This is a genomic window from Sandarakinorhabdus sp. (genome assembly GCF_040398665.1).
Classification (GTDB): Bacteria; Pseudomonadota; Alphaproteobacteria; order Sphingomonadales; family Sphingomonadaceae; genus Sandarakinorhabdus.
This window is the reverse complement of sequence record NZ_JBBATQ010000001.1, coordinates 345,017-357,131: the sequence shown is the minus strand read 5'-3', so window position 1 is coordinate 357,131 and position 12,115 is coordinate 345,017. Positions and strand designations below refer to the sequence as shown.

Annotated in this window: 12 protein-coding genes; 1 reads left to right on the top strand and 11 read right to left on the bottom strand. The window is 65.4% G+C overall.

Annotated elements, in window-relative coordinates; all coding sequences use genetic code 11:
* Nucleotides 1-82: 82 nt before the first annotated feature.
* From ABWP22_RS01640 to ABWP22_RS01620, 5 genes are all read right to left on the bottom strand, one after another.
* A complete protein-coding gene (locus tag ABWP22_RS01640; RefSeq protein WP_353198182.1) occupies nucleotides 83-469 on the bottom strand; it encodes a type II toxin-antitoxin system VapC family toxin in 387 nt (128 codons plus the stop codon).
* Nucleotides 466-699 (bottom strand): type II toxin-antitoxin system Phd/YefM family antitoxin, encoded by a 234-nt coding sequence (locus ABWP22_RS01635; RefSeq protein WP_353198181.1) that lies wholly within the window; start codon nucleotides 697-699, stop codon nucleotides 466-468. Before ABWP22_RS01635 ends, ABWP22_RS01640 begins: the two co-directional genes overlap by 4 nt.
* Before the next feature lie 333 nt (nucleotides 700-1,032).
* Nucleotides 1,033-1,686, bottom strand: coding sequence for a PEPxxWA-CTERM sorting domain-containing protein (locus tag ABWP22_RS01630; protein WP_353198180.1), 654 nt, complete (start codon nucleotides 1,684-1,686; stop codon nucleotides 1,033-1,035).
* Between the two features lie 514 nt (nucleotides 1,687-2,200).
* A complete protein-coding gene (gene dapD, locus ABWP22_RS01625) occupies nucleotides 2,201-3,028 on the bottom strand; it encodes a 2,3,4,5-tetrahydropyridine-2,6-dicarboxylate N-succinyltransferase (RefSeq protein ID WP_353198416.1) in 828 nt (275 codons plus the stop codon).
* A gap of 2 nt (nucleotides 3,029-3,030) precedes the next feature.
* Complete coding sequence (locus tag ABWP22_RS01620; RefSeq protein ID WP_353198179.1) at nucleotides 3,031-3,705, bottom strand: pyrimidine 5'-nucleotidase; 675 nt, start codon at nucleotides 3,703-3,705, stop codon at nucleotides 3,031-3,033.
* Between the two features lie 267 nt (nucleotides 3,706-3,972).
* Between ABWP22_RS01620 and ABWP22_RS01615 the strand changes: the two genes are divergently transcribed.
* Nucleotides 3,973-6,006: an oxidoreductase gene (locus ABWP22_RS01615; protein ID WP_353198178.1), complete on the top strand. Its 2,034-nt coding sequence runs from the start codon at nucleotides 3,973-3,975 to the stop codon at nucleotides 6,004-6,006.
* A 37-nt stretch (nucleotides 6,007-6,043) separates the two neighbouring features.
* On the opposite strand, the gene ABWP22_RS01610 is transcribed toward ABWP22_RS01615, so the two are convergent.
* The 6 genes from ABWP22_RS01610 to ABWP22_RS01585 form a co-directional block, all read right to left on the bottom strand.
* Nucleotides 6,044-8,245, bottom strand: coding sequence for a patatin-like phospholipase family protein (locus ABWP22_RS01610; protein WP_353198177.1), 2,202 nt, complete (start codon nucleotides 8,243-8,245; stop codon nucleotides 6,044-6,046).
* Between the two features lie 77 nt (nucleotides 8,246-8,322).
* A complete protein-coding gene (ribH, locus tag ABWP22_RS01605; RefSeq protein WP_353198176.1) occupies nucleotides 8,323-8,739 on the bottom strand; it encodes a 6,7-dimethyl-8-ribityllumazine synthase in 417 nt (138 codons plus the stop codon).
* A 4-nt stretch (nucleotides 8,740-8,743) separates the two neighbouring features.
* Nucleotides 8,744-10,021: a 3,4-dihydroxy-2-butanone-4-phosphate synthase gene (gene ribB, locus ABWP22_RS01600; protein ID WP_353198175.1), complete on the bottom strand. Its 1,278-nt coding sequence runs from the start codon at nucleotides 10,019-10,021 to the stop codon at nucleotides 8,744-8,746.
* 55 nt (nucleotides 10,022-10,076) lie between these two features.
* Nucleotides 10,077-10,679, bottom strand: a complete 603-nt coding sequence (locus tag ABWP22_RS01595; protein WP_353198174.1) for a riboflavin synthase — start codon at nucleotides 10,677-10,679, stop codon at nucleotides 10,077-10,079.
* A 9-nt stretch (nucleotides 10,680-10,688) separates the two neighbouring features.
* Entirely contained in the window at nucleotides 10,689-11,633 is a 945-nt protein-coding gene (gene ribD, locus ABWP22_RS01590; protein ID WP_353198415.1) for a bifunctional diaminohydroxyphosphoribosylaminopyrimidine deaminase/5-amino-6-(5-phosphoribosylamino)uracil reductase RibD, read from the bottom strand.
* A 26-nt stretch (nucleotides 11,634-11,659) separates the two neighbouring features.
* On the bottom strand, nucleotides 11,660-12,076 hold the full coding sequence (locus ABWP22_RS01585; protein ID WP_353198173.1) for a hypothetical protein: 417 nt from the start codon (nucleotides 12,074-12,076) through the stop codon (nucleotides 11,660-11,662).
* Between the last annotated feature and the right edge of the window lie 39 nt (nucleotides 12,077-12,115).

Genomic DNA, 12,115 nt, shown 5'->3' with positions numbered 1-12,115 from the left:
CTAGGCCGATGCAGTGACATTGTTGTGACAGTCAAGAAAGCGCAGCAATTCTGACATGTTGCTTTGTGTCAGCGCGCGGGCTTCACCAAAGCCGCTTCACCGAAAAGCTGTCGAAGAGCGTTTCGTTGGACACCAGCACCATGTCTTCCGCCAACGCCTGGGCGATCAGCAGGCGATCAAACGGGTCCTTGTGGGCGATGTTCATTTCACCGGCGAGGCGGGCATGGTGGACACTGATCGGCAGTTCGATGAAGCCCTGATCGGCGATGATGGCCTCGAAATCCTGCGCGAGCAGCGCGGCCTCCGGCAGTTTCCCGATCCGGAACTTGGTGGCAACTTCCATGGCGGACGCGGCGCTGACAGCGACATCATTGGCCTCGTCGGCGATGGCTTCGCGCGCGCGGCGGCTGAGTGCGTCGTCCCCGAGCAGCCACCAGATCAGCGCGTGGGTGTCGAGCAGCAACCTCAATCGAGTGCCCAGCCATCCAGTTCATCGGCCGGCAGCGGTTCGTCGAAGCGCGCATCGATGGCGATCTTGCCCTTCAACGCACCGAACTGCCGGCGACCGCGCGGGTTGACGGGCACCAGACGCACCGCCGGCACATTGCCACGGGCAATCACCACCTCCCCGCCGGCCAGCGCGTCGGCGATCAAGCGGGACAGGTTGGTTTTTGCGTCGTGAACCGAGAATTGGGCCATGGCTCGCTCCTTGGCTAACTATGTAGCTAAGGCAGACATTGGACGCAAGAAGAAGGGCCTCCGGCGGGCAGGGCCTGAGGCCCTGCACCCACTTTTGTTTTCGGGTGCGCTGGTTGGCAGCGTGTTTGCTTGCGGGCCAAATGTCGTCGTTCGCGGCCCCGCCGGTGGATGGCCGCTTTGTGCAATACCGGACGTTACGGTCAACCTGTTGAAGTTGGCTCGGGGGCTGCAGGTCCAGCAAAGCCAGCGCGGTTCAGTTTTGACAATAGCAGGCACACAAAAAACCGCCGGCCCATTGGGCCGGCGGTGCAATAGCTGTTCAGAGCGACATGATCAGGCCGCGACGGCGGTCCGCTGGCGACGGCGAGCAGCGCCGACCAGACCGAACCCGACAATCATCATGGCCCACATTTCCGGCTCCGGCACCGCGGTCAAGCTGACCAGGTCAAAAGTACCCTGATCGCCCGCCGAGAAGAGCTCGATGGTGATCGGGCTGCCAGCGTCGGCCAGTGTTGCGATGTAGGTCGCAGTCATCTCCGAAAAGTGCCCAACCGCAGGCGCAACGCCGGTGGCAGTCACCGTATTTGAGCCGACGACCAGTCTCGCGGTTCCCGCATTGGCAAAACCATCGTTGCGAAGGCCCACCCAGGCCTTCAGCGTATAGGTAAAGCCGGCTTGAGCAAGAACGCCGACGGTCTGCGAAATTGTGCCGACGTTTGAATAGGCGACCGTTATGCCATCGGGAATGGAATTGAAGCGAAGGGGAAGAGCGGGCCGAAACAGGCCCGATTGACCGGCGGGGCCGGTCACGGTCCAACCGGGAACGAGATTGTCAGCGGTATACAGGCAGCCCGAACCGCAATCAAGAAACGCACCCGACGGCGGCGTTTCGAACGACGCGTTGGTGACCAACACGCTTACGGCGGCGGCCGGCGCAGCAACGAGGGTCGCGGCAACGGCAAATGCGCTCAACAAGCTCAACTTCATTTCGGCCTCCCTTGATTAAAGTTCTATGCAATCCCCTGTGCAAAATCCGTGCCAAGATGCCGATACGAAACGATTCAATGCGTTGGTATTCCAGCCCATGCGAAAGTGTAAAATCTAACGACAGTTTTGTGTCAATAGGCTTAACATTCTGTTAAGAGGGGCCTTTCGATCACGATACCGACCCGGTCAAGACCCGGCCAGAAACTCCACGCAAACGGGCGCAAAGGGCGGCCATCGTCAATCCATCAGATTGTTGCGGACAGTCAAAACCCAGTGTAACCGCAGCCATTCGCCGACGTCGGTCGAGAACGCACGCGCTTGCGTCTGCTTATGCCAGAGGCCGACGATCGACTGGCCAAATTGGAATGACCGCTTTGGCCCATAGCGGGACGTTCAACGCTGAAACTTGGAACGACCGCCTCCCCGCCTCAAAGCTGACCACCAGAACCGCCCGAAAACGAAAGTGGGTGCAGGGCCTCAGGCCCTGCCCGCCGGAGGCCCTCTTTCTTGAACCTCAATCACGCAACAACTCGTTGATCCCCGTTTTCGACCGCGTCTGCGCGTCCACCGTTTTCACGATCACCGCGCAATAGAGGTTCGGCCCTGGCGTGCCATCGGGCAGTGGCTTGCCGGGCAGGGTGCCGGAGACGACGACGGCGTAGGGCGGGACCTTGCCGATGTGGATTTCGCCGGTGGCGCGGTCGATGATCTTGGTGGAGGCGCCGAGATAGACGCCCATGGAGAGGACAGCGCCTTCGCCGACGATCACGCCTTCGGCGACTTCGGCGCGGGCGCCGATGAAGGCGCCGTCGCCGATGATGACGGGGTTGGCTTGCAGGGGTTCGAGCACGCCGCCGATGCCGGCACCGCCGGAGATGTGGACATTCTCGCCGATCTGGGCGCAGCTACCGACCGTGGCCCAGGTGTCGACCATGGTGTTCTTGCCGACGCGCGCGCCGATGTTGACGAAGCTGGGCATCAGCACGGCGCCGGGCGCAATATAGGCGCCGCGCCGCACGATGGCGCCAGGCACGGCGCGAAAGCCGGCTTCACGGAAGCGGTTGTCGCCCCAGGTGTCGAACTTCAGCGGCACCTTGTCATAGAAATTGGCATCGCCGAAGCCGGGCATCACGACGTTGTCGTTCAGGCGGAAGCTGAGCAGCACGGCCTTTTTCAGCCACTGGTGGGTGATCCAGCCGCTGTTGCCATCGGGCTCGGCCACGCGCAGTTCGCCGCTGTCCAGCAGGGCGAGGGCGCGATCGACGGCGAGGCGCAATTCGCCGCCGGTTTTCCATGTTACATTGGCGCGGTTTTCCCAGCCGGCCTCGATCACGTCGGTCATGGTCATGCGGTCCCCTCCAGTTGCGCCAGGACGCCGGCCAGAAAATCGGCCAGGTCGGCTATGCTATGATCGATATGGTCGCTGCCGCCTGCGGGGCCCTGTTCCGATCCGTTGTTGATCCACACGGTGGTCATGCCGATCGCCTTGGCCGGTGCCAGGTTGCGCGCCATATCCTCCACGAACAGCGACGTGGTGGGATCGATGCCGTGCGCGGCGCACAGATTGGCATAGGCCGGCAGTTGCGGCTTGGGCACATAGCCGAGCGCGTGGATATCGTGCAGCGCGTCGAAGGTGTCGGACAGGCCGAGCCGCGCCAGCACGCGCTGCGCATAGGGCGCGTCGGCATTGGTGAAAACGAACTTGCGCCCCGGCAGGCGGGCGATCAACGCGCCCAATTCCGGGTGCGGATCGAGGACGTCGATATCGACATCATGCACTTCGCCGAGGAACTGGTGCGGATCGACATCGTGCAGCGCCATCAGGCCGGGCAGGGTCATGCCGTGGCTGTGGAACAGGCTTTTCTGGATGCGGTGGGCTTCGGCCGGATCCACATTCAGCAGGCGCTGGATATAGGCGCCCATGCGGGCATCGATCTGCGGAAACAGCGCCGACCCCGCCGGATACAGCGTGTTGTCGAGATCGAAGATCCAGGTGTCGATGTGGGAGAGCGGGGCCATTGTGCTGCGCATAGGCGCATCGCGGTTGGCAGCCAAGAGGGGGCCGTAGTTGGGGGCAGCGGGGGCGGTGGAAGGCAAGGTCGGGTTTGCCAGGCCACCGCCCGCGCTGGCCTGAGGAGGATCAGGCATGCGCATCCTATGCGCCCCGGCAGGTCATGTTGCACTGCGGCGTGCGCACCGCGCTTCAGTGTGTCGCGGCTGGACACTTAAGTTCGCCCGCATGGATGTGGCAGGTGACGGCGTGGCCTGCGCTGATATCATGCGCGCATGACCACGCACCCGCGCTATCCGCTCAGTTTCTCGCCGCTCGATCTGGGCTTCACCCGGCTGAAGAATCGCATCCTGATGGGATCGATGCACACCGGGCTGGAGGATATCGAAGGCGGTTTCGAACGCATGGCCGCCTATTTTTCGGCGCGCGCGCGCGGCGGGGTGGGCATGATCATCACCGGCGGGATCGCGCCCAACCACGAAGGCGGCGGCGGTGCCAAATTGTCGACGCCCGAAGAGGCACAGCAGCACCGCATGGTCACCGATGCCGTGCATGAAGCCGACGCCGATGTGAAGATCGTGCTGCAGATCCTGCATGCCGGGCCGCTGGCCGGCACCCCGGCCTGTGTGGCGCCTTCGGCGGTGCGCAGCCGCATCGGCCGATTCGTGCCGAACGAGCTGGATGCGGACGGTATCGAGAAGCAGCTGGCGGATTTCGCCACCTGCACCGCGCTGGCCAAGGCGGCCGGCTATGACGGGGTGGAGATCATCGGATCGGCCGGTTATCTGCTCTCCACCTTCCTGGTCGAGAAGACCAACACGCGCGACGACGAATGGGGCGGCAGTTTTGAAAACCGCATGCGCTTCCCGGTGGAGGTGATCCGCCGGGCGCGCGCCGCCGTGGGCGATGATTTCATCCTGATCTTCCGCATTCCGGCGATGGACATGCTCGATGGCGGCATGTCGGGCGAGGAGGTGATCCAGTTGGCGAAAGCCGTGGAGGCCGCCGGCGCCACCATCATCAGTACGCACTTCACCTGGCACGAGGCGCAGGTGCCGACCATCGCCACCATGGTGCCACGCGCCGCCTTCGCCGAAGTGACCGGGCGCATCCGGGCGCATGTGACGGTGCCGATGATCACATCCAATCGCATCAACATGCCCGATGTGGTGGAACAGGTGCTGGCCGCCGGCCATGCCGATCTCGTGTCGATGGCGCGGCCGATGCTGGCCGATGCCGATCTGGTCAACAAGGCGTATGAAGGCCGGGAAGACGAGATCAACACCTGCATCGCCTGCAACCAGGCCTGCCTGGATCACACCTTCACCGGCCGGCTGACATCGTGCCTGGTCAACCCGCGCGCCTGCCACGAAACGCTGATCGTCGCGCAGCCGGCGGCCGCCCCGCGCAATCTGGCGGTGGTCGGCGCCGGCCCGGCGGGCCTCGCCTTTGCCACCGAAGCGGCGCAGCGCGGCCATCGCGTGACCTTGTATGACGCCGCGCCCGAGATCGGCGGGCAATTCAACCTGGCCAAGCTGGTGCCGGGCAAGGAGGAGTTTTCCGAAACCTTGCGCTATTTCCGGCGGATGATCGACAAGCACGGCATCACGCTGCGCCTGAACACGCGCGTGGACGCCGATGCGCTGGCGGCGGCCGGGCATGACGAGGTGATCGTCGCTACCGGCATCCGCCCGCGCGTGCCCGATCTGCCCGGCATCGATCATCCCAAGGCGGTCAGCTATATCGATGTCATCCAGGGCCGGCGCGAGGTCGGCCGGCGCGTGGCGATCATGGGGGCGGGCGGCATCGGATTCGATGTGGCGACGCTGATCACCCATGCCGGGCTGTCGGCAGCGATGGATATCCCCACCTTCTGCCGCGAATGGGGGGTGGATTTTGCCGGCCATCCGCGCGGCGGCGTGACGGGCGTTGAACTGCAGATCGAACGCGCCGACCGCGAGGTGGTGATATTGCAGCGCCGCGACGGCGCGCCGGGCAAGACACTGGGCCGCACCACCGGCTGGACCCACCGCCTCAGCCTGCAACGGCGTGGCGTCAAGCTGCTGGGCGGCGTGGATTATCTGAAGATCGACGATGAAGGCCTGCATACGCTGGTCGGTGGCGAGCCGCGGCTGTTTGCGGTCGATACGGTGATCATCTGCGCCGGGCAGGAGCCGGAACGCAGCCTGTATGAAGCGCTGGTGGCGCGCGGCATCCCGGCGCAACTGGTCGGCGGCGCGCACGAAGCCGGCGAACTGGATGCCAAGCGCGCCATCGCCGAAGCGACGGCGCTGGCGTTGGCGGCCTAAGGGGGGCGGCCTGAGGGGGCGGCCTGAGGGAGCGGCGTCAGGTTTTTGTGGCGGCCGGATCGTTGCCGGCCGGGCGCAGTTGCAGGCGGCTGCGCGGATTGGGGGCACCCACGGCGGCGCTGTTGCTGCTGTTGTCTTCGGGGGGTGCGGACGGCTTCAGCGCGTCAAGCTGATCGATGATGGCCCTGATGTGGTTTCGCCGGTCTCTGGTCAGCTTGTAGGTGTAGCCGATGTGGAAATCGCCGATGCTCGGCCATTTTTTGTAACCGGCGTGCTTCAGGATCTGGTCCAGGCCGGGCTCTGACTGGGGGATGGCTGCGTTCGTGGCGCGCGCCCACGCCGCTGTCGCCCGATTGCCGAGCAGTTCCTGCGCCGCCGCAAAGGCGCGCAGGCGCACGAAGCGGTGATTGTGCCAGTTGAGCTGCACGGGCGCGTCCGGATGCAGCGGATCGCTGGGCTTGTCGGGATCGAAACGCCTGGTGAGCACCTCGCCGGCCAGACCGCCCTTTTTCGACAATGCCGCGATGGTGGCCTGATCCATGCCGAGATTGAAGCCGCCTTCGGCGTCGGTCAGGCGAACATGCACGATGCGGTCGCGCACGCCCGGCTGGCTGTACAGGCTGATATCACCCCAGTTGCGCGCGGCTTCGACCACGCGCATGGCCAGCCCGCCGATCTGGGCCAGCGGGGTGCCGCCGGGCGGTGCCTTGTAGAGCAGCACACGGCCGGAATTGCTGCGCGGCATGAAGATGTCGCCGCGCAGCGAGGGAGCGCCGGTGCCACCGCCGGCCATGGCCTCCACCTTTTCCCCGTCATTCTGATCGAACGGGTCCGCAATGATCGTGTCGTCGGGATAAAGGAGATTGATGGCGAAGGTCGGTCGGGTGGGGATGGGCGCGTCGAACAGATGGATGGGAAAGTTGGAGGTGATGCCGCCATCGGCCAGCAATATGCGGGCGAAACAGGGGACGCGCTTTTCGTTCACATCCTGCCAGTGCAGCAGCCACAGCGGCAGCGGCGTGAACAGGCCGGGAAAGGCCAGTGACGCCCGCGCCGCCACAATCACTGGCAGATGGGGCGCATCGGGCAGCAGCATGAGATTCTGATGCAGCTGCGGGTCACCGGTGGCCGCGGCCGCAAGGGCGATTTCCCTGGCTGGGTCTTTGACCGGATAGTGAAGTTCGGTCTTGAAAAAATCATCCGCCACGGCCTTCTTGCCGGCCGGGCCCGCACTGGCCTGTCGGATCGCGTCCATCACCTTGCAGGGAAACAGCGTCTCCCATTGACGCTGATCGATGAACAGGCGGCTCCGTTCGGGCAGGAACGGAAAGTTCACCGATTGCAGCCGGTTGAGATCAGTGGCGACCAGCACGAGATCGATCGCGCGTGGCGCATCGCTCTTGACGTCATTCGGTGATTTTTCGGGATACGCGTGGCCGAGCCAGAGGTGGCCGAAGGTCAATACCTCATTTTCAAGGCCGGAAAGAGCTTGCAGCTGGTCATGCAGCCATTGCGTCAACGGCTGCACCTGGTGCCCGCCTATGGTGGCGTCGGGCAAACCCATGCCGGTGGCAAGCCCAAGCCCATTGTCGATGACCGGCTGCAAATATCGGTTTGTCTGATCCAGCAGGCGCGCGAAGATATCGCCAATGACGGCCTTGCCGTTTCGCCAGGCAAAATAGCTGGTGCTCCCCAACAGCGCCGTCGCAACCGCTGCGGCCTGGGCGGGCTCAGACCATGCCAGCGCCACCGCCCCCAGCCAGGTCAGACCGCTGGTCCCGGCGCCCTGCGCGACCGTTTTCAGGGCCGCCCGCTTCAGATCGCGCCGCGCTTCGCCGTCAACCAGCTGCCAGAGTTGTCGCAGAACGTCTGCGGCGCCGGCCTTCCCGGCCAAGCTGCGCTTGATGATCTTCAGCAGGTCAGCCGTGCCCTTGTCGCCAGCGAACATCGTTTCCAGCCGGGTGCTGGCGCCATGATCAGTAGCTTCTGACAATATGCTGTTCAGATTGCCGAGCGCGGTGAGCGCATGCGTATTCGTTTGTGACTGCCGGCCAAATTCCATCGCGGCTGCCCCCGCCGCGGCGATGGCGCCGGCGGACGTGCCGCCAATGGAGCGCAGGCGATAGGCACTGGCGATCGTGGCGATGGCGGCCGGATAGACGAGGCCACTGGTGACCCCGCCCTTCATCACCAGATCGCATTCCAGCTTGCGCGGGTCGGGATGGAAGGGATCGGGCATGGCACAGGTCTCCGCTCAACTGCGGTTGATGACCCGAGCCGAAGGATGCCAGCCGGACTGCCGGCTGGCCAGCGCAATCAGGCGAAGCGTTGTTGCAATGCCACCATGGCCAGTGCCGCAGCCGCCGCTTCGCCGCCCTTGTTCTTGCGGGTCTTGTCGGCCCGCGCCAGCGCCTGGGCTTCGTTTTCAACGGTGAGGATGCCGTTGCCGATGGCGAGGCCATCCAGCGTCAGCGCCATGATGGCGCGGGCCGATTCGCCGGCGACAATCTCGAAATGATAGGTCTCGCCGCGGATCACGCAGCCGCTGGCGACATAGCCGTCATATTTGCCCGATGCGTCGGCAAAGGCGATGGCGGCGGGGATTTCCAGTGCGCCGGGCACGGTGATCACCTCGTGCGTGGCCCCGGCCGCAGCGAGCGCGGTGGTGATGCCGTCCAGCATCATGTCGGCGATATGGTCGTAGAATCGGGCTTCGACGATCAGGATATGCATGGGCTTAGCTCCGGGACGGAATGGCGCGTTCGCCGACCACTTTCAGGCCATAGCCTTCGATGCCGACGATGTTGCGGTGCTGGTTGGTGAGCAGGATCATGTCGGTGACGCCAAGGTCCACCAATATCTGCGCGCCGATGCCGTAATCCCTGAGCACGATCGATTCGCCCTGGTCCTTGGCGCGCATCTGTTCGGAAATGGCGGTGGGGCTGCCGTCGCGGATGATGACGATGATGCCGGCGCCTTCGCGGCCGATCTCGTCCATGGCGCGGTTCAATTGCCCGGCGCGCTCGCCCTTCTCGGCGAACATGTCGGTGAACATCGATTGGGTGTGCACGCGCACCAGCGTGGGCTTGCCGGGTTCGATGCGGCCCTTCTGCAGCACCATATGCTCGGAATATTCGGCGGTGTTGGCATAGGTCTTGGCGATCCAGTCGCCGCCGTGCCAGCTTTCCAGCCTAGTTTCGGCGACGCATTTCACCAGCCGGTCGTGGGCGTGGCGATAGGCGATCAGATCGCGGATGGTGCCGATCTTCAGGCCATGGCGGCGCGCGAACGGAATCAGATCGGGCAGGCGCGCCATGCTGCCATCGTCGTTCATGATCTCGCAGATCACGCCGCTTGGGTTCAGCCCGGCCAGGCGGGAGATATCGACGCTGGCTTCAGTATGGCCGGCGCGCACCAGCACGCCGCCATCGCGGGCGACCAGCGGAAACACATGGCCCGGGGTGACGATATGCTCGGCGCCCTTGCCGGCATCGATGGCCACCGCGATGGTGCGGGCGCGGTCGGCGGCCGAAATGCCGGTGGTCACGCCTTCCTTCGCCTCGATCGAAACCGTGAAGGCGGTGCTGTGGCGGGTGCCATTGTGCTGCGCCATCAGCGGCAGGCCCAGCGCCTTCACCCGTTCCGATGCGAGGGCCAGGCAGATCAGGCCGCGGCCGAATTTGGCCATGAAATTGATCGCATCCGGCGTCGCCATCTGGCCGGGGATGATCAGATCGCCTTCATTTTCGCGGTCTTCATCATCGACCAGGATATACATGCGGCCGTTGCGCGCTTCGTTGATGATGTCGGCGATCGGGGCCAGCACCGGGCCGGCCTCACGCTCGGTCAGCCAGGATTCCAGCTTGCGCAGCGTGTCGGTGGTCGGGTTCCAGTCGGCTTCGTCGAGCGCGCGCAGGCTGTTGGCGTGCAGGCCGGCGGCGCGGGCCATGCCGGCCTTGGACTCCTCGCCGGTTGCCACCAGGTCCCGCAACCGGGCAATCAGGGACTCGCTCATCTTCGCGCCTCACATCATAATGTGATGCGGGGTGTGCGCCCGTCACATTACAGTGTCAAGTCCGCAGCTGATTCATCCGGAACAGATAGCGGGCGAGCACGTCGATCTCGATATTGATCTCGTCATCCACTGCGGCGGTGCCGAACGTCGTCCATTCGGCGGTGTGCGGGATGATGTTGATGGTGAACCAATGGCCGAGATCGTCATCCGCCACGTCGTTCACCGTCAGCGAGACGCCGTTCAGGCAGACGCTGCCCTTGGGCGCGATATAGGGCGCGACGCTGGCCGGCATCTGGAAGGTGAAGCGCTTGGAATCGCCCTCGGCCGCGATGTCGGTGATGCGGCCGACCGCATCGACATGCCCGGTGACGATATGGCCGCCCAGTTCGTCGCCCACCTTCAGCGCGCGTTCCAGATTGAGGCGGGCACCGGCCTGCCACATGCCCTTGGCGGTGCAGCGCTGGGTTTCGGCGGAAACATCGAAGCTGAGGCTGTCGGCCGTTTTGCTGACCACGGTCAGGCACACACCGCTGTTGGCCACGGACGCGCCGATGGCGATGCTGCTTGTGTCATATCCGGTGCTGACGGTGACACGCAGGTCGCCGCGCGCCTCCACGGATGTGATGGTGCCGATGTCGGTGATGATGCCGGTGAACATGGGCGGTCCCTAACGGATGCGGGTGAAGCGTTCAATGCGGTCTGGCCCCAGCGCGATGACCGGCGCGGCGGCCCAGCGGCCGTGCGCATCGGCCAGATCGTCGAGGCCGATGTCGCCCAGCGTGCGGCCATGGCCGATGATGATCGGCGCGCGGTGCAACACAAGCGAATCGACCAGGTCCACAGCCAGCAGGCTGGCCGCCAGCCCCATGCCGCCTTCCACCAGCACATGCAGCGCCGGATCGGCGGCAAGCGCGGCGAGATCGGCAAAATGCCTCACATGCGTTGGCAGGCCTTCACCCCGCCCGACAACCCCGATGCGCGGGCGGCGCGCTTCCAGGCCGGGCAGGCGCACATCCAGCGACGGCGCATCGGCATCCCAGGTGCCGCGCCCCACCAGGATCAGATCGCTGCGTGCGCGCAGCAGATGCGCGGCGGCGCGGGCGCGGGCGCCGGTGATCCAGCGGCTGCGGCCGTCGTGCAGGGCGATGGCGCCATCCAGGCTGACGGCAAGCTTCAGCGTGATGTGCGGGCGGCCCAGCGCCAGCCGCGTGAGGAATCCGGCCAGCCCGGCCTCTGCCTCGGCGGCGCGCACGCCGCTGGTCACGGCGATGCCGGCGGCGCGCAGGCGTTCGATGCCCTGGCCATTGGTGCGCGGATCCGGATCGGGCGCGGCGACCACGACACGGGCGATGCCGGCGGCGATCAGGCTATCGGCACAGGCGGCCCCGCGCGCGCTGCGGTGCGCGCAGGGTTCCAGCGTGACATAGGCGGTGCTGCCGCGCGCTGCATCCCCGGCTTGGGCAAGCGCTTCGGCCTCGGCATGCGGGCGGCCGCCGTTCCTTGTGTGGCCGCGGCCGGCCACCCGGCCCGCTTGCACGATGACGCAGCCGACCGACGGGTTGGGCGTTGTTGTTCCGACGCCGCGGCTGGCCAGCGCCAACGCCGCGCCCATCCAGCGCCAATCGTCCGGCGCGTCGCTCACTCGATGGGTGGTTCGGACGCCTGGCCGGGCACCCGCACGATGGCCTGGGTCGCCGGCTGCGCCGCCACATAGGGGATGTCCTTGGCGGCGCCGCCACCTTCGACATAGGCATCATATTGCGCCTGCGCGTCGATCTTCGCCTGGCCCTGCAAGGTGGCGATGAAGGCGCGGGCTTCGGCCAACTTGGCCTCGCGCGCCGCCTTGGTGGCCTTGGTGTCGGCGATGGCCTGCTCGCGGCTGCGATCCGCCTTCCAGCTTTGCGCATAGATGATGATCGGGTCGGGCTTGGAATATCCCCAGCGCGATTCGATCAGGAACAGGGTCATGATTGCTGCGGTGGCCAGCACGGCGCCGCCGCCGATCCAGTATCGGGTGCGGCGCGCCTGCGCATCGGGCGGATCGAGAAAAGCCATGCACCGACCATAAGGGTGCCGCGCCGGCTTTGCCAGAGG